The sequence below is a fragment of the Streptomyces sp. NPDC057136 genome, assembly GCF_042670885.1.
Taxonomy (GTDB): Bacteria; Actinomycetota; Actinomycetes; order Streptomycetales; family Streptomycetaceae; genus Streptomyces.
Genome location: NZ_JBHUUV010000016.1, coordinates 147,861 through 165,124 on the forward strand (window position 1 = coordinate 147,861; position 17,264 = coordinate 165,124).

Genomic DNA, 17,264 nt, shown 5'->3' on the forward strand with positions numbered 1-17,264 from the left:
ACTTCCTCCGAGAGTCGGACTCGCGAAGTGATGACGCGCTCCGTGCGGAACTCGTTCAGCTACGCGAGATGCTGTCCCTCGCCGAACGTGCCCTCGGCGCTCTGCGCTCGGAGCTGGAGGAGAGCAGCGCGGCCGATGCTGTTCTCCGACAGGAGCTTCGTCGGGCCGTCGCCGGCGCGAGGGACGCCAGCCAAGAGGTCGAAGCCGCACGCGAGCTGCTCGAAGCCCGTGAATCAGTCGTCGCTCAGGTCGAACTCGATCTCCTGCGCCTGGAGCGCTCCGCGTCCGCGATCGAGAAGCTGTCTCCCTTCGACTTCGTCGTCTGCCCTCGCTGCATGCAGCGGCTGGAAGGACGGCCGGTCCAAGAGGACCACTGCATTGTCTGCCTGCAACACGATCCCCCGGACGAGTCCGTCGATCCTGCGGCCATCCAGCAGACCCGGGAGGCCCTTGAGAGGCAGCTCCAGGACGCACAAGCTGTTCGCGAAGCTGATGCGCAGGTTCTTGCAGCTGCGCGCGACCGCGTCCAGCAAGCCGACTTCCTCACCACCACCCTGCGAAGGGAGCTGGACGTGCAGACCCGGGACATCGTCGCGCCCCGGTTCGACGCGATCGCCGGTTCCAGCGCCCGGGTAGCCTCGCTCGGAGCGAGCATCGACGCCGTCACCCAGCTGCGTGATGCCTGGGCTCGCGCGCGGTCCATCAACCAAGAGGTCAAGGACCTCAAGGCGACCCGCACGCGCGTCCAGGCCGACGTCAAGAGTCGCACCCTGGCCCTCGCAGCCCGCGGCCAACTCGTAGACGACCTGAGCCAGGAGTTCTTCACACTGCTCGCCGAGCTGCACCTGCCTTGGGTACGAACGGCGGTCATCGACACGAAGACCTATCTACCGGTGATCGACGGCAACCCCTTCGAAAGCCTGCAGGCTTCCGGAGGCGGCATCACGACATGCGTGAGCATCGCCTACAGCCTCGCCCTACTGGAATTCGGGCTCACCCACCCTGACGTCCTCGTCCCCTCCCTGCTGATCATCGACTCCCCGCGCAAGGCACTGGGCAACAACCCAGATGACCAGGAACGCGGGAACCGCATCTACGACCACTTCAAGGCACTCGCAGACGCCTACGGCGACCGGGTACAGCTGATCATCGCTGACAACGACACCGCTCCCATCCCTAGCGACACCTTTAGCACCATCCCCCTCGACTACAACCGCCCCATGGTTCCCGGCGTAGCGCACCCTGGACCTGAGCATGTCCACCGTGCCGAAGACGGCTACGAGGCATAGGTCCGCGGCCGGTCGGTGCCCAGTAGCGGAAGGACACGGTCGGCCGCCGGGTGAGATCCTACGGGCGCGTCGGTATGGTGCGCTGGTTCAGAAGTTCGGCCAGCGGGTGTGATCCCGCCGCGGGTTTTTCAGGATCAGGCTGGCTTGAGGAGTCCGTGGCTGAGGAACGCCCACGGTCTCGGCATCCGGTGTCGCGATCCGATTCGTGTGCTGCGCAGCGAGGGCATCCAACGAAGCATTCAGCGAAGCCCACCACTCTTCGGACAGCTGAGGGCCCTTCGCCACGGCGGCGCTGCCCACCGGTGTATCCGGCAGGAGTCCGGTCTCATCCGTCCGCCACATCACCGGATCCACCTCGTGCCGCCACGCGACACCGGCGAACCAAGCCGGCTTGGCGATCCCGCGCAGGCCGTCCGCGGACGCGGTGCCATCCCCGCCCTGAACCCTGATCCGGTCGAGCCCACGCCGCTCGATGCGCACCCACGTACCGCGGTCCGTACGAGCCCCCACAGACCGCCGCTTACGCGCCACAGTCTCGCGATCGAGTCGCACCCCCAGCATTCGCTCGGCGCGATCCAGTACGCCTCTACAGGCTCCTTGCGCAAATCCACTGCACGCAGCGTCATACGCCAGAACGTACCAAGCCACAGGTGCACCAGTGCGCTCTTCGGATGCCATAGGACCGCGTCAACAAGGAATGCGCTGGCAGCCTCGGCCCTGCGGGTGGATTATCGCAGTCGCGCCGCGCGGGCTGCGTTAGAGCGATGCCCAGTAAGTACCCAACTGCCTAAAAGAGTTCGAGGCGCTCAGCGTGACATGACCACTCAGTGCGCCGCTCGCGCGACCACAATTCGGGGCGATCTTCCTCGTGATACTCAGGTGCGTTGACAGTGATTTGACGGACCCATGGATGACGAGGACTTCCCCTGTGTTTGCTGCCGCCGATGTGGTTTCTGGCGAGATCGACGAACTTGATCAGGAGCAACGTGAAGCCCTGGATGCCTGTGTCATCGCAGCCATGACGTGGTGCACCCCCGAAGGCGACGTGCGTGCACGCGTTCGACTACTGATGGAGTGCCACGGCCGGTATATGCGTGCATGTGGGATTTTCGGCGAGGCCGCGTCGTTCCCCAACTTCCTGGATCGACTACGCCGTGCCCCGGTCGGAGAATTGCTGCCCGGTCCGGGCTCGTGGTCACAGATCTACGACGAGCGTCTGTTGGAGGACGACGGCACGGCCACCGCAGTCTTGATCCGGCTGGTGATGGAAGCCTCGGAGAAGGCCCAGGACGTACCCGGGATGGGTGCTGACCTACGGCACGTACACAGCGTGCTACGCGCGTTGGGCAAACTGCCGGTGGGCACCAGGTTGTCGCGCATCACCGCTGAGGCGGTGCAGCACGCGGTGTTCCGCGCCCTGCTGGATGCCGGATTCGCCGCCTACACGCAGGGGCGCGAAACCTTGATTCTCAGCCCCGCAATGGCGCGGCGGGCCCTGGCCCGGCATGCGCATCTGGTGGATCTCGGGGTGTACACGGCCATCTCGCCGATGCGTCAGTTTGCGGGTTGGTGGGCTTCATGTCCGCTCTGTCGTTGGACTATGCGTGCCATCCCCAAGGGCCGCCATACAGCCGAGCTGCTCTGTGAGGACGTGCGCCATGTTGAGCGTGGCGCCCGGTTCAGGATGACATCGCGGGACGGTCGGTGGCGGCTCGAGCCATGCGGCGGGGAGATTCGCGATGTCCCGGAGCTGCTGCCGGTTGAAGGGCACGTCGCCCTGTCCTACGGCTTGTGGCAGTGGATCGTCGTCCCTGGTCTGCTGTAGATCGAGCTGAAAGACCTCACCGAAGCGGCTGGCGCGGAGGTTCTGCTGTGGCCTTACGGCGACAGTTACGACCTGCACATCACCAAAAACGGTGTCACCTGGCGCGTCGATGTGAAGACGTGGGCGGATCCGCAGGGCATCGCTGAGCAGATGCGTGCCGATCCAGAGGGTTGCTCGGGGCTGATCCTGGTCATCCCCGAGCACCTCAGCGGATACACCGGAGTACTCGCCCGCGTCCTGGGGCCGCTCGGCGCTCGGGTGATCACCGATGTGGCGCTGATCAACGAGGTGATTGCGGCATGAGCCGTGTTCTGGCTGCTGCGCTGGCTCTGGCCGAGCAGTACTTCCCTGCAAAGGACGCCGAAGGGCGGGCGGTGGTCCGGATCGAAGACGCGCATGTTTTGCTGTCGGGGCAGGTGGCGCAGGTATGGCCGCAATGGGATCACCTTCCGTACGAGGAGCAGCAACGTATCGGCCGCGTCGTGGCACAACGGTCACGCGCTGAGGCAGATCTGTCCTCCCTGCAACGACGTGTCCGCAAGGGATTTGACCAGCAGTGGGAAGACCCCGTCGTTCACCGCTATGCACCGGGTGCCCGCGACGGCTGGCGGATGGTAGAGGTCTACCCGCGGCACGGACAGCACCCTCTGGACTCGGCGGACCGGCTCTTGGAGCTGGAGGAACGCCTGGTGCGGGTCGAAGTGGCCACCGGAGGCGGCTGGGTCGCGGCGAGCCGCCGGGGGCCCGTCCAGCTCGCCTTCGACAAACGCAAGGTGGGATATGCACCACCCGTGGTGACGACGGTGGACGTCACGGGACCCATTTCCGTCGACACGAACCTTTTGGGCTGGCTCACACGCACGACGGACGAGGCCATGGAGGGACCTGCCTTCCGCGAGCACCAGGTCGGCCTTCTACTGAGCGGCACGATGGGGTCGGGAACGCAGCTGCCCACTTCCGCCGTGCTGATGGATCCGGGCCCCATGAGACATCTGAGTGCGCCGACCGGCGTGGGCAAGAACGTCTTCGCCCGCGCCCAGGCAAAGCAACTGGCACGAGAGGGCAAGACCGTTGCTCTTCTCGTCAGCGACAACAACGACGTCTTCGGCGAGGTGGAGACGCTGCGCCGCGAGCTGAAGGCGTTGAAGCTCGATGTGGCGGTTACGCCCCTGATCGCGCCGGGGAGCCGGCATGAGTTCACCCTGCAGACCGCGCACAAGGCGGTCGACGACGAGACCGCCCTGTCGCAGATGCCGGAGGACCTCGTGAAGCGGCTGTCCGAGTCCGGCTACGGGTGCGCGGTCACAGCGCAGATGGACGGACCGGACGGCTTCGGTGACGGGCAAGAACCCTGCACCATACGGATCCCGACGGCCCGAAGGGTGCCTCGCTGTGCCCCTATGTGAACCGGTGTGACAAGTTTTCTCATGTCCGCGCCGCGTGTTCCGCTCAGATCGTCGTAACCACGCATGCCTGTTTTCAGCGCGGAATGGTCAAGCTCCCGCTTCTGATCGACGGCGAACTGCGCCGACAGGTCAGCGTTCGGGAGCTGCTGTTGCGCCGCGCGCACCTCGTGATCATCGACGAGGTCGACGCCTATCAGTCCCGTGGCTTCGATGCCTCGCAGAGCCTGACCCTTGCATCCGTCAGCGATCCGAACACGGCCCTACGGAAAGTTCGCGACAACCTCCACCGCGCCCCCTCACGGCTGCGTGTGGAGTCACGAGGTCCACTGACCAGAGCTGTGTGGCTCGCCGAGCAGCTCCTCGATCTGGTCAGCAGCGGGGAGATCTGCACGGAGATCGGTCAAGCTCGGGCACTGGCGGCCGGGCAAGATCCTCGCCGGATGCGTCAGGTCCTCAGAGACCGGCGCCGTTGGTATCAGCCGCACCGGTGGGACCGGGAACTCCTGGACAACCTGATCGGCGTCGATGCCACGGCGAGCGCCACCGAAGAACAGATGGACCATCTCCAGGCCCTGCTGCCCCCCGTTGCTGCCCGACCCGAGGACCGTGTCATCCCCGCAGTCCTACCACCGAGACTGCGGCCGGTCCCACGCGGAAGGTCGCCAGATCGGCGACTGTCGCAGCGACAGCCTCCGAATTCCGGCTGAGCCGCTTCCGCCGGATTGTCCGATGAAACCCAGGGCCGCCAGGCCCGCAACCCCCGTACCACCAGATCCACAACCGCCTCGAACTCTTGGTCGATGCCCGGCTGTTGCCAGTCGCGGGCGTAGCAGGGGTCGAGGAAGCGGTTGGTGGCGTCGAAGACGGCGCGGGCCGTGGTCGGGGGTCGGGGGCGGTGAAGGTGCCCCGGGTGACGCCGTCCTGGACGATGCGGGTGAGCTGGGCGATGAGGTCGGCGATGTGGCAGTCGACGACCGCGCGGGTCCCGCCGATCAACACCATGTCGGTGGCGAACAGTTGGGTCGCCTGCCTTGTGCCGCTTGGGCGAACAGGCCCGAAAGCCAGTCCCGCAGGCGGCCCAAGGGCGTGGCCGCCCGCCGGGGCGTGGTCAGCGCACTGGTAGGGGCCTGCTGGGCGCGGGCGTGGCCTTGGCCGGCTGGTCCGTGTCCTGACCGCCGATGCAGCGGACGTCGCCCGTGCCGGTCACGTCGCTCGGCGCAATAACAGTCCTGGATTGCAAGGCGCTCTGCGCGGCACGCGGATGGGCCACCGATTCCTGGTCGGCTCGAAAGACTCTCAAAGCGGGCTCTGGCCAGGACATAGCTGCGGGTCGATGGCCGACCCTCCCTGCCGCGAGAGCCGCAGACAGGGTGGCTGCCGGTATCCTGGCATTCTCTGGCGATCAACGATGGCCGCCGACGCCGCCCACCCGGCGATGAGCAGGCAGATCGGCATTATGGTCAATGCGGCCACGAGCCCGGTCGCGTGGCCTGCGGATCTCCTCCCAGACCCGATGCCGGGTGCTCAGGCGCAGGGTGCGGTCAGCACCTCGTCCTTCCTCAACACGGTTTCGATCTCCGCCGCTCCTCGTGGCGCGGAAGTCCGGCTTCGCGCATCGCTGCCGCCTCCGAGCATCGGCCATGTACGGAAATCAGCGCCCATGGTCAACTCCCGTACTCCGCCGCGCCGCCCATAACCAGGCGTCGGGCCCAGCCTAGATACAGTGAGCGCCATCGACCGCTGCTTGTTGAAGGGGACGGAGAACCGGCATGTGGGGTGGGGATTGCGCGCAGGCGCGCCTGCTGCAAGAGGGGGCGTCGATGCCCGGCAGGATGACGATCACCTCGGCCGATGGGGCGTGGAGACTGCGCCACGGTCATACGATGCATCCAGCCCGTGAGGCCGCCACTCCCCCGCGTGTGGCCTCACGGGCGTGAAGCCGTCGCGCCCCGCTGCCGTGGCCCCGGGGTGAGCGTCAATGTTCCGCCATGGTGCGCCGCTGGGTGAGGCGGCCGATGTCGTGCGCGGTGATGATCCCGTAGGGCCGGCTCGGGCAGTCGGCGGGCCGAAGGGTCGCCCAGGCGATTGCCGTTGAACGACTCGTGTGCGATGACCTGGAGCACTTCAAGGAGCTGACGAACAGCAACGGTGATCCCCGGGACAGCTCCAGCGGCAGCCGGGCTGGCGCGGACCGCTGCAGGGGCCACGGATCGCCGATGCGTACGAAGTGACCATGGCTCATCCGTCCAGGACCTAAGACCCCGAGGGCCGAGGGCGTGACCCGCTATGTCTCCGATGGGGCCGTGCGCGGAGCCGGCGCCGGCACAGCAGCACCGCCGCGGGGGGCCCAGTGCGAGCACCGTCGCAGTGACGATGACCAGCGGTACGACGCCGAGTGCGATGCCTGTGACCAGCAGCGCGGGCCACACCGCCCAGACCGGACCCCACAGGGCCACGCACAGGGTGCGCGGGTGCCTGTGACGACCGGTGACGAATTGCTCGGTCCGCACGGGATCGTCGACCTGCAGGGCGGCCTCGATCGTCTCCAGCTGCTTCTTCTGGTGTGCGGACTGCGTTAGGGGTCACCACCGTTGTGCGAGGTGGTACAGGCCGGGCAGGCCCTATTCAGGTCCGGCCCAGTCGAAGGTGATGTGTTTGCTGGACTGCCCCTCCCGGCTCCACTGAAATCCGAACGCGTCGGCCCGGTCGGCAGTCGCCCGGCCCCAGGTCGCGAGCTGACCCGGGCCCGTCTCGGAGCCTGGCAGGTTGGTTGACTGGACGCGCGCGCCGTCCGGCGTCGTAGGGCCGGTCAGGGCCTCGGCGCGCGCCTCGACGCGGCCGGGGATGGTGGCACTCCAGGAGGCGAGGTCCTGGTCGACCTTGATCTCGATGGGGGTGAAATCCATGCCCCGCATCTCGGGGTCGAACATCGAGACCATCTCGGCGGGCCAGCTGCCCGCCTGACCGCCGAAGATCATCTGCAGGGCTTCGCGCTGCGCGTCGTCGGCGCGCTCGTCGACGAAGACGGCGCCATACGCCTCGGAGTGCTCAGCCCAGACGTTGCCGGTGAAGGAGGCCAGCATCAGCACATTGAGACCGTCCAGCGGTACGTCGCCGTAGCCGCCCTCACGGATGTGCCAGGCCAGGACACCGTCGCAGTCCCCGTAGGTGGGCGGCTGCGCGAAGGAGCACGGGCAGGGGATGTTGCACTTGCAGGTGTCGAACCAGTCCCCGGCGACGTGCCACCTCGGAATGGTCTTTGATGTCTCGGTTGTCCCGGTCATCGTCGAACCTCCTCGCGAGCCCCGCGCCGGGCGGGTCTCGTGCGGTGGGTGGCAAGCCGTTCGTGCGGTGGCAAAGCCTGCGGATATCGCCGGGAAGCGCTCGGTCGCACTCTTCTCCCTCTCCATCGTGCACCCGTCACCGTCCGCGGGCCAGGCCGACTGGCGAGGCGCTGCGGCGCTCACACAGACGGCACACCGTGCGCGGCGAACCTGACTCACACGAAACACCAGCTCCCGGAAACGCATCGCGGACATCTGTCGGTGGCTCTCGGTCACCGGGACCTGCCGTCGCAGTCGGCGGGTGTGAACCTGAGTCGGTCCGGCGACTACCGGGGTCGCGTCAAGGGCGTTGGAGTGGTCCCATGGGAAGTGTCCCCAGGAGAATGCTGATGCGGCACACCCGGATCTCTGGCCTTGCGCCTTCCCGGTCGGTCCCGTCGACCGGAGCGGCCGGGGCGTTGTTGCCGAGGCGGGATCTGGCGGTTGCCTGGTCCCTGGTGGTGGTGATCGCGGCTCTGGCGTGGGTGCTCACGATCGGGCAGGCCCGGGACATGGGTGTGGAGCCCGGCACGATGGGGATGGCGCTGCCGTTGTTCCTGGTGCTGTGGGTGACGATGATGGCGGCCATGATGCTGCCGTCCATGGCGCCGGTGGCCATCACCTGGGCGCGGGGGATCGGCCGACAGTCCTCCGGGTGGACCCGGGCGGCGCGCACCACGGGATTCGTGGGCGGTTATCTGCTCGTGTGGACGGCCTTCGGGCTGCTCGCCTACGCGGCCCTCGCCTTCACCGGCGGTCTGGTGGACGACCATCCCACCGCGGGGCGCTGGATCGGCTTCTCCGCTTTCCTCCTCGCGGGCCTCTATCAGCTCGGTCCGCTCAAGAGTGTCTGCCTGCGGCACTGCCGCAGTCCCATGGGCCAGTTGATGCGCTACGCGGGCTTCCGCCCGCCGGCCCGCGACCTGCGGGTGGGCGTCCACCATGGCGCGTACTGCGTCGGCTGCTGCGCCGGGCTGATGGTCGTCCTGATCCCGCTCGGCGTGATGAACGTGGCCGCGATGGCCGGGCTGGCTGTGGTGATCTTCGTGGAGAAACTGTGGCCCCGGGGCCCGCTGCTCGGCCAGGCGGTGGGCGTCACCTTCCTCGTCCTGGCGGTGCTCGCGCCGTTCCAGGACTGGCTGCTCCCGGGCCTCAGCAGCTCGATGCCGTCAATGGGCGGGATGTGACTCACCTGCCACCGGTTCGTCAGGCTGCTTGAGAGCAGGCCCACGCATACGGTGATCGCGTACACCTCAACACCGCACCGTCGCGGTGCTCCACCGGTGGGCACAGCCTCGTCCGAACGATGCTTCATACGCGGCCCCGAGCCGCTCCCGGCGCCTCCTCACTGCTGAAGGCGTACTCGGCCGCCTCGCCGTACGACCCCTCATAATTCAGCCCGAAGGCGCTGGAATGCCCGGTGGTCGTGCCGACCTGGAACTCGGGCGAGAACCCGAACAGGGCGTTCTTGATCGTGGTCGGACTCCCGTCGGGCCCGCTCAGGGGCTCGTACGCCAGCTCCGTCCGTCCCTCGACCTTGAGGCCGGGCTTTGCCGGGTCCGCGAGGGACACGGCGGCCCGCTCCATACCGAGGAACTCGCCGTAGAACTGGGAGAGTTGCTCGAACGGTCCGCCCTCCTGGCCGGCCAGGATGCGCTTGAGGGCGTCTGCCTGAGCGCCGCTGGCATTGCTGTCCACCACCAGGCCGACCTTCCAGTTGCCGGAGGTCAGATTGGAGGGGAACTGGTTGTAGAACGCGAAGTCCACGCCGGACAGGTCCAGGTCGTCCAGACTCCCGTCCGCCACGTGGAACACGGCGGTGCCCAGACATTCGGTACCGCCTTCGGCGTCCCTGGGCTTGCCGTCGAACGCGCAGCTGCACATCACCGCGCATGAACAACCGGCTACGTAATTGCCGGAAATGGTCCACGACATAGCTGCTCCCGCTTCTCGGATGGTGATGGCGGTCAGCGTCATCTGTACGTCCACGCTAATCCTGTCAAGCAGGCATGTAAACGGCTTATCACCCCGATGTGCGCGGTGGGCCGTATCGCTGAGGAACATGTCGACGCCACCTGCGATCGGCGCGTGGAGTGAGTCCTCTGACCGGCTGCCCGCACGTGCACTGACGGCACCTGCTGCTGCCCGGGGATTTGGGCGGGCGCGCCGGCTCCGATGCGCCCGGCCACCGCCTCCTGGCAGTAGCCGGATCGGCCGTACGCAGTTGAGTGCGGCCCAGGGACGCGTACGGGTGAAGCTGCCCGGCGGCTCTGGCGCGCCGGGAGCGACCTGAGGATCCGGCCGTCGACGCCTCCCGTGGAATCTCGCGCGAAGCAGCACGAACCAGGAGGCCGCCATGTCCACCGAGGAGAACAAGAAGCTGGTCCGCCGCTTCTACCAGGAGATCGACGAGGGCAATCTGGATGCCATGGACGAACTGGTGGCCGAGGGCTACGTCGGCCACTCGCCGCCGCCGTTCCCCGGGCTCGCGCCCGGCCGTGAGGGGCTGAAGGAGGCATTCCGGCTCTTCTGGGAAGCGACGCCCGGTACGCATGGGATCGAGGACCAGGTGGCGGAAGGCGACAAGGTGGTGACCAGGCTGACCGCCCGCGGCGTTCATTCAGGAGACCTGCCGGGCGTGCCCGCCACCGGGAAAGAGATCGTGATGACGGCGACCGTGATCCATCGCATCGCGGACGGCAAGCTCGTGGAGAAATGGTCGGACAAGGACGTCCTCGGCTTCCTTCAGCAGCTCGGAGTGGTCTCTTTGCCGGGCGGCGCACAGGAGTAGCCGCTGCAGGTGTGGGCCGAGCGCTCCGACGTACGGGGCCGTGTTCGTCGACGAGCGTGCCGATGACGCGCAGCGGCAGGCCCTGCAGATGATCTTCGGGGGTCAGGCGGGCAGCTGGCCCGCCGAGATGTTCGGCCCGGAGATGCGAGGCATGGAGTTCGCGCCCATTGAGGTGGAGGTCGACGACGACCTCAGGTCCTGGCGGGCGAGGGTACCCGGCCGGGTCGAGGCGAGCGCCGAAGCGCTCAGCGGGCCCACGACGCCTGAAGGCGCACCCGTCCAGACGACCAACCTGCCGGGTGCAGAAACCGGTCCCGGCCCTCGCCACCGGGGCCGGTCGACGGCCGACAGAACAGACGCCTACGGATTCCAGTGGAGCCGGGGGGCAGTCCAGCAAGCACATCACCTTCGACTGGACCGGACCGGACAAGGAAAAGAAAGGAACCGACTGCCAGGTCTGCCCGCATCCAGAACCAACGGTCAGCCGGTTGCTGTCGCCGGACCGCACCACGTCCACCAGCATCCTGCGCCCGGCTGCTCCGATTCGCAGACGCTTCCACAGCGATTTCCCCGAGATCCGGTCACCGCCGCGACTATGTGCGGGATGAAACACCGCGAGAAAATGACCTCTCAGGTCTTCCCGTACTCGTCGTGGCGGCGCAGCCAGTGGGTCTGCTCGCCCTCCTCGTGGCGGCCCATCGGCGTCCGGTCGAGGAGGCCGTAGTAGGCCATAGCAGGCTCAAGGCCTCGCGCAGTGGTGACGTACGTCCGGTAGACGGCGCCGTCCGAGAGCATGTACGAACTGAGCCCGGGTCCCTCGGTGACGTACCCGAGCACGTCCGTGCCGGACGCCTCCGCCATCTGACTCACGGTAGGCGGAATCCCGCCCTCGAGGAACGGCCTCAGCTCCTCCTCGGTGTGCAGGAAGCCGAGGTCGCGGTGGAAGTCGCTGCCGACGGTGGAGACCCAGTCGAAGCTCCAGCCCATCCGCTCCCTGTAGGCAAGGAGCTTGTCGAGCGGCGCCCGCGAGGAGCAGATCAGCGTCACGTCACGGGCCTTGAGGTGGACCGCGTTGGGGTCAAGGGTGTCCGCGATCGAGGAGCAGACCGGGCATCCGGCCTCGTACGGCGGGCCGAACATGAAGTGGTAGATGAGCAGCTGCGAGCGCTCGTCGAAGAGGTCCGCGAGTGACTTGGTCCCGTCCGCGGTCTCGAAGCCGTAATCCCTCTCGACCAGCGCCCAGGGAAGTTCCCTCCGCTTCCGCGCCAGCTCGTCGCTGCGTCGGGTGAGCTCCTTCTCCTCCGCGAGCAGCTCCTCTCGGGCTGCCTCGAATTCCTTCTGTGTGCCGACCCTGTGCTCGGGCATTGCATTTCCCTCCTGTGTGGGAGCGGAACACCGCATCGCGGCGGACGGTCGCCGGAGCGACTGCCAGCAGTGCCTGCACCGGCGTACCCGTCCGGGTCTTACATCCACCGTACGCGTGCGACGGCGGGCGGCCTTCGAGACCAGCTGAGGGCCCTCAGCCCCTCGTGATCATTCCCTGGGCGCCGATGACTGTTCCGCTGTTCCCCAGGGCCGGATGCCAGCAGAGGACTACAGACAGTGAGCTCTTTCAGCGTTGCCGCTCCAGGGTGAGGATGGCCGCGGCGATTGACGACATTCAATTCGGGCTGCACCGCGCTCTGCGGAAGATGCGCCAGGATTTCAGACGGGCCACGCCCCGCTCCACCGGTGCCCGTGCCGGCGGCCGCGACAGCAGGGTGTTGCGCCGGTTGTCCACGCCTCACCGCCGCCAGTGCGTGCCCCGGGAACGGGCAGGGATCCGTTTCCGGCGGTTCAGCCTGATGCTGTCTCATGGATCATTTGTCTGAGTCGGAGAGTGTGAGCGTTGCCCGGGTGGCGAGGTAGGCCTCCAGGGCGTTGGAGGTCATGGGGCGGGCGTAGTAGAAGCCCTGGCCGTGTGGGCAGCCAAGAGCGTGGAGGCGTTCGGCCTGGTCCGGTGTTTCGATGCCTTCCGCGACGGTGTCCAGGCCGAGGGCGTACCCGAGGTGGAGGATGGCCTGGATGAGCCTGTTGTTGACGTCGGCGGCGCCTCTGAGGACGAAGCTCTGGTCGATCTTGACGATGTCGACCGGGAGGTCGCGCAGAGAGGACAGGGAGGAGTAGCCGGTGCCGAAGTCGTCGATGGAGATGCGTACCCCGAGGTCGCGCAGGGTGCGGATGCGTGTGGAAGCGGTCTCGGCATCGGAGATGAGGGTGCTCTCGGTGATCTCCAGGACGAGGGAGGTCGGGGGAAATCCGGTCTCGGACAGGACCTGTCGGACGGTGTCGGGGAAGCGGTGGTCCTTGAGCTGGCGGCCGGAGACGTTGACGGCGAGGCTCAGGGCGGGGCGCCCAGGGACGGTGTCGTGCCAGCGCCGTCCTTGGCTGCATGCCTCGCGCAGTACCCAGGCGCCGATGGGAATGATGAGGCCGGTCTCCTCGGCGATGGGGATGAACAGTTCGGGCGGGGTCGCAGCGCGGCCGGGCTGCCGCCAGCGCAGCAGGGCCTCGACGCCGGTGACCTCCCCGTTGGAGAGATCAACGACCGGCTGATAGTAGACCTCCAATTCGTTGCGGGTGAGGGCACGGCGCAGGTCCTGGGCGATACGTGCGTGGTTCTGCTGCGCCAGGCTCATGGAAGGCTCGAACAGCACCGCACGGTTGCGGCCACGCTCCTTGGCCACATAGAGGGCAATATCTGCGTTGCGCAGCGCATCGTTGAACGTGATCGGTTCGTTGATGGCGACCATGCCGATACTGGCGGCGACGAAGACACTGCGATCGCCGGAGATCGCGAAGGGATCTTTGAACCGCTCCAGGAACCGCTGGGCGAAACGCTCGGCCGGGATGCCTTGCAAGTCTTCGGCGAGGATGGCGAACTCGTCCCCGCCGATGCGGGCGACGGCGTCGTTCCGGCGCGCCGCTCCCAGAAGCCGATGCCCGACAGTGATGAGAAGCTCGTCACCGACGGGATGACCGAGACTGTCGTTGATGTCCTTGAAATAGTCCAGATCGATCACCAATACTGCGGCGTTTTCGGTGGCCGAGGTCCGGCCGAGGGTGTGTTCCAGCCGCTTCGAGAACTGCGCCCGGTTGGCCAGGCCGGTCAGGGGGTCGTGGAAAGCCTGGTGTGTGAGCTGTCGCTGCAGCGATGTCCGCTCGTGCAGGGCTTCTTCCGCCAGCTGGGCACGCGCGTAGGCCTGGTCGGCAAGGAGCATGATGCGCAGCATCAGCAGGAGGGTCAGGCCGGCGACAATGCAGGCGATGACGGTGGCATGCTCGGGCGCGTCACGCACACCACCGACGTCTGCCATCACCAGCACCGGCCCCGCCAGGGCCAGCAGGATGAGAACCACCTTGAGGGCGCGAGACAGCCTCTCCTCGTTCCGCGCTACCAACCGGGTCGTCCCGGCCATGGACGGGTGCAGCGCCGCTGCGCCCAAGAACAGGTACGAGACCGACCACAGGACGTAGGACACGTCCGCGGCGATCGGTTCACCCGAGGCAGCCAGCGTGGAGTAGAACAGAGCGTCGGCGGCAAGAGTGGCCCCGACCCAGAGTGTGAACAGCGCCAGGGAGTACGAGCGCACTCCCGTGGTGAGCACCAGTGTCGCGGCCATGCACAGCAGCACCAGATCGGCCAGCGGATAGGCCAGCGAGACCGCCAACGGCAGCGAGGACAGGTGGCTGCGCAGATAGGGAGCGACGATGAATGCCCACGCCAATGTGGATGCCCCCAACGTGATCACGCCCGCATCCAGAAGGGGCACCCAGTACCTGCTGCCACGTGATGCCGATGTCAGACCGATCAGGCCTGCGGCAAAGCATGGATACGCGCTCAGGTAGAGCACATCGGCAGCGGAGGGAAAGGGCACCAGCGTCCCGGCAACCTGGAAAGAGCCGAAGACAAAATCTGCCGCGGCGAACAACCCCATCCCGGCAGTGAACAGATACCAGGGCCTGGCCGGGCACGGTCGATGCCAGCGGATACCCACGAGAATCGCAACCGTGGCCCAGGACGCCAGCACGGGGGAAAACAGATGGCGCACGGGGGCGGAGACGAGGAGGTAGGCGCCGACCACCAACCCCCCGGCAGCCAGAAACCACCACCAGGCGTCCTTGCGAACGGCCCCTTTGCTGTGACGCACCTCCTCCATAAGTCCTCCCAGGTGAGGCACCGTGAGAGCTGGCCTCGTAACCACAGGCCGTGGCCACAACGCGGTGAGGACAGCTCGTTTCAGAACGGGTGCATACTTCAAGCGAAGATCAACGACGGCAAGATCGCAACGGGTGACTCTTCGGCGCTGCTGCAAGCCCCGGCATTGCCGTTGCGAGCGCTTATCTGGGCTTGAACGGCGGGAGCCAGGGGCGGATCGTGGCGTCGTCAGGAGCTGCCTGTACGCTCCGCCCAAAGACGGCCCGGGAAAGATCGCAACCGCGTCTCTCGACTGCGGCACCGGCCGTCCGGCGGGAGCCCCTCGCATGGCCTGCCCGCGGCCGACTCGCTGCCAATGACCTACTCAGGCGGTGCCCAGCGGCGCGAGAGCGGCAAGAGGTGGCAGCAGGCCCGTCACTCCACTAGCTCCCTGATCTTGAAAGGCGCTAGTTGGCCCTTGTGGACGGCTGACGGGGAGAACTGAGTGGCCGTTGACAGACGGCTCGGGTGGCTGACAGCCGCCGCGGCACGCAGGATGAGCACTGGGTCTGCGGTGGAAACGTGGTCCGGTCCGCGCCTGGGCGGATCCCGCGGGACTATCGTTTTGTTGGAGTGCAGACTGAGGAGTGCTGGGGGCTTCCCCGTCGTGACCGTGGTGGAGGAGGACGGTTCCTCATGGTTGATGTCACCACCGTGCAGCCCGCTGCCGTGAGATCGGCGGCTGCGCCGGAGCCGTATCACCGGCGGAGCTCACCCGGCGTCCGCCCGGTCACCGTCGACGCGGGTGGCATCTCTCTGTCCGGCCTGCTGAGTGAGCCTACCCAGGAGGCTCCGCGCGCGGTGATCGTCGCCTTGCATGGTGGCGGTATGAACGCGGGGTATTTCGACGGACAGGCGCATCCGGACGTGTCCTTGCTGGCTCTTGGTGCGCGCCTGGGGTACACGGTGCTGGCGCTGGACCGTCCCGGTTACGGGGCTTCGGCCGCGCGCCTGCCCGCAGGGCAACGGCTGACCGTCCAAGCGGCCGTCGTGCGCTCCGCCGTCCAGACGTTCACGGCGCGCCATGCTCCCGGTGCCGGTACGTTCCTGCTGGCGCATTCGCTCGGGGCCAAGGTGGCCATCGCGGCCGCCGCCGACTGGGACACGCCGCATTTGCTGGGCATGGACGTCTCCGGGTGCGGGCGCCGGCTGGCCGTGAGTAACGGCCTCGTCGGGTGCGACCGTCGAGGAAGCCTGCGGCGGCTGAACTGGGGGCCGCTGAGCCTGTATCCGCCGCAGACGTTCTGGGCGAGCCATCAGGCCGTGGCGCCCATGCCCGCACGTGAGGTCAGCACCATGGCCGGCTGGATACGCCTGTCGGCGGCCATCCTGCCGCGCATCCGCGTCCCTGTCCGGCTCACCTTCGCCGAACACGAGGCCTGGTGGAGCCACGGCGAGGACGACCTCGCCGACCTGACCGCGCGGCTGTCCGCTGCCCCGCGGATCGTCATCGACCGCCTGCCGCAGGCCGGCCATAACATCAGCCTCGGCTGGGCTGCCCGTGCCTACCACCTCAAGGCCCTGGCGTTCGCCGAAGAATGCCTTGCCCACGCACGCAGTTGCTCATGATGGTGATGTGTGCTGTTCTCGCTGCCGCTGGTGTAATGCTGGCGCTGCTACGAACGCTCACATGGCACTGGGGACCGCCCAGGCTGACGGCGCCGCGGCTGCAGCCAGCGCGCCACGCCCGGCGCCCGCATTGTTCCTACCGAACCCCAGCCAGACGTGGCACCAGGCGCCCGCCGCCGCCGACGCGGGCCGGTTCCACGAGATGCACTGCGCGGGGCGGCGCAGACGGGCCCGTTGAGCACAAAGACAGCGCTGGCACACGGCAGCTGCTGGGGCGGGCCTCCGAGCGGCTTCGCGCCGTTGACCGGCAAGTACGTGATGTCGCCGACGTACTTCGCGTTCACCGCGGTCGCGGTGAAGTCGCGTCCGATCAGATCCGGCGCTTTCGCAGCGGCCGGGTCCGCGATGGTGGTGCGGTGCCGGCGCCGCAGGCGGACGCCTTCAAGGCCGATGGTCCGCATGATCCTCGCGACCCGCTTGTGATTGACCACCAGGCCGCCGTCCTCGCGGAGCTCCGCGGTGATCCTCGGGGCACCGTAGGTGCCGTCGGAGTCCTGGTGGACCTTGCGTATCCGGTCCGCGAGTTCGGCCTCGGCTGCCTGCCGGGCTGTCCGCGCGACCGAAGTACGGCGCCAGTAGTAGAAGCTCGAGCGGGCGATCCCCAGCACCGAGCACAACCGCGTGACGCCGAACCGGCGCTGGTGATCGTCAACGAACTGGCAGCGGTTCAGGACCCGTAATTCAACTAGTGCCGGTTTCGGCCGACACCTCGGTGGCGCCATGTAGTTGGGCTGTTGTGGCGATTCCGGATGAAGTCCTGGCAG

13 protein-coding genes and 5 pseudogenes are annotated in these 17,264 nt (G+C 67.3%); 9 read left to right on the forward strand and 9 right to left on the reverse strand.

Going from position 1 to position 17,264, the window contains the following annotated elements; genetic code table 11:
• Positions 1 to 68: 68 nt before the first annotated feature.
• A complete protein-coding gene (locus tag ACFT7S_RS20725; RefSeq protein ID WP_382733889.1) occupies positions 69 to 1,289 on the forward strand; it encodes a hypothetical protein in 1,221 nt (406 codons plus the stop codon).
• A gap of 171 nt (positions 1,290 to 1,460) precedes the next feature.
• On the opposite strand, the pseudogene ACFT7S_RS20730 reads toward ACFT7S_RS20725, so the two are convergent.
• Positions 1,461 to 1,915 (reverse strand): annotated as a pseudogene (locus ACFT7S_RS20730) (hypothetical protein); the annotation flags it as partial.
• A 302-nt stretch (positions 1,916 to 2,217) separates the two neighbouring features.
• Here ACFT7S_RS20730 and ACFT7S_RS20735 point away from each other — a divergent pair.
• From ACFT7S_RS20735 to ACFT7S_RS20750, 4 genes are all read left to right on the forward strand, one after another.
• Positions 2,218 to 3,114 (forward strand): hypothetical protein, encoded by an 897-nt coding sequence (locus ACFT7S_RS20735; protein WP_382733891.1) that lies wholly within the window; start codon positions 2,218 to 2,220, stop codon positions 3,112 to 3,114.
• 6 nt (positions 3,115 to 3,120) lie between these two features.
• Positions 3,121 to 3,417, forward strand: coding sequence for a hypothetical protein (locus ACFT7S_RS20740; RefSeq protein ID WP_382733932.1), 297 nt, complete (start codon positions 3,121 to 3,123; stop codon positions 3,415 to 3,417).
• Positions 3,414 to 4,520 (forward strand): hypothetical protein, encoded by a 1,107-nt coding sequence (locus ACFT7S_RS20745; protein ID WP_382733893.1) that lies wholly within the window; start codon positions 3,414 to 3,416, stop codon positions 4,518 to 4,520. The genes ACFT7S_RS20740 and ACFT7S_RS20745 overlap by 4 nt, the downstream gene beginning before the upstream one ends.
• Before the next feature lie 83 nt (positions 4,521 to 4,603).
• Complete coding sequence (locus tag ACFT7S_RS20750) at positions 4,604 to 5,227, forward strand: hypothetical protein (protein WP_382733941.1); 624 nt, start codon at positions 4,604 to 4,606, stop codon at positions 5,225 to 5,227.
• Between the two features lie 128 nt (positions 5,228 to 5,355).
• On the opposite strand, the pseudogene ACFT7S_RS20755 reads toward ACFT7S_RS20750, so the two are convergent.
• The 3 genes and pseudogenes from ACFT7S_RS20755 to ACFT7S_RS20765 all read right to left on the reverse strand — a co-directional run.
• Positions 5,356 to 5,522: pseudogene (locus ACFT7S_RS20755) on the reverse strand (TetR/AcrR family transcriptional regulator); the annotation flags it as partial.
• A 923-nt stretch (positions 5,523 to 6,445) separates the two neighbouring features.
• Complete coding sequence (locus tag ACFT7S_RS20760) at positions 6,446 to 7,030, reverse strand: hypothetical protein (protein ID WP_382733895.1); 585 nt, start codon at positions 7,028 to 7,030, stop codon at positions 6,446 to 6,448.
• A gap of 111 nt (positions 7,031 to 7,141) precedes the next feature.
• Positions 7,142 to 7,804 carry a DUF1326 domain-containing protein gene (locus ACFT7S_RS20765; RefSeq protein WP_382733897.1) on the reverse strand — a complete coding sequence of 221 codons (663 nt, stop codon included), beginning with the start codon at positions 7,802 to 7,804 and terminating at the stop codon, positions 7,142 to 7,144.
• 389 nt (positions 7,805 to 8,193) lie between these two features.
• Here ACFT7S_RS20765 and ACFT7S_RS20770 point away from each other — a divergent pair, with 389 nt between their 5' ends.
• Positions 8,194 to 9,030, forward strand: a complete 837-nt coding sequence (locus ACFT7S_RS20770) for a DUF2182 domain-containing protein (protein WP_382733900.1) — start codon at positions 8,194 to 8,196, stop codon at positions 9,028 to 9,030.
• A gap of 124 nt (positions 9,031 to 9,154) precedes the next feature.
• On the opposite strand, the gene ACFT7S_RS20775 is transcribed toward ACFT7S_RS20770, so the two are convergent.
• Positions 9,155 to 9,832, reverse strand: a complete 678-nt coding sequence (locus tag ACFT7S_RS20775; RefSeq protein WP_382733903.1) for a DUF1326 domain-containing protein — start codon at positions 9,830 to 9,832, stop codon at positions 9,155 to 9,157.
• Positions 9,833 to 10,199: 367 nt separating this feature from the next.
• Between ACFT7S_RS20775 and ACFT7S_RS20780 the strand changes: the two genes are divergently transcribed.
• Together ACFT7S_RS20780 and ACFT7S_RS20785 are read left to right on the forward strand one after the other, a co-directional pair.
• Complete coding sequence (locus ACFT7S_RS20780) at positions 10,200 to 10,634, forward strand: ester cyclase (RefSeq protein WP_382733906.1); 435 nt, start codon at positions 10,200 to 10,202, stop codon at positions 10,632 to 10,634.
• Between the two features lie 31 nt (positions 10,635 to 10,665).
• Positions 10,666 to 11,062, forward strand: a pseudogene (locus ACFT7S_RS20785) (DUF1326 domain-containing protein); the annotation flags it as partial.
• 202 nt (positions 11,063 to 11,264) lie between these two features.
• On the opposite strand, the gene ACFT7S_RS20790 reads toward ACFT7S_RS20785, so the two are convergent.
• From ACFT7S_RS20790 to ACFT7S_RS20800, 3 genes and pseudogenes are all read right to left on the reverse strand, one after another.
• Complete coding sequence (locus ACFT7S_RS20790; protein ID WP_382733909.1) at positions 11,265 to 11,999, reverse strand: DUF899 domain-containing protein; 735 nt, start codon at positions 11,997 to 11,999, stop codon at positions 11,265 to 11,267.
• 295 nt (positions 12,000 to 12,294) lie between these two features.
• Positions 12,295 to 12,375 (reverse strand): annotated as a pseudogene (locus ACFT7S_RS20795) (IS5/IS1182 family transposase); the annotation flags it as partial.
• Positions 12,376 to 12,493: 118 nt separating this feature from the next.
• Positions 12,494 to 14,833, reverse strand: a complete 2,340-nt coding sequence (locus ACFT7S_RS20800) for a putative bifunctional diguanylate cyclase/phosphodiesterase (protein WP_382733911.1) — start codon at positions 14,831 to 14,833, stop codon at positions 12,494 to 12,496.
• A gap of 674 nt (positions 14,834 to 15,507) precedes the next feature.
• Here ACFT7S_RS20800 and ACFT7S_RS20805 point away from each other — a divergent pair.
• Positions 15,508 to 16,440, forward strand: a complete 933-nt coding sequence (locus ACFT7S_RS20805; protein ID WP_382733914.1) for an alpha/beta hydrolase — start codon at positions 15,508 to 15,510, stop codon at positions 16,438 to 16,440.
• A gap of 302 nt (positions 16,441 to 16,742) precedes the next feature.
• On the opposite strand, the pseudogene ACFT7S_RS20810 reads toward ACFT7S_RS20805, so the two are convergent.
• Positions 16,743 to 17,174, reverse strand: a pseudogene (locus tag ACFT7S_RS20810) (IS3 family transposase); the annotation flags it as partial.
• Positions 17,175 to 17,264: the final 90 nt, after the last annotated feature.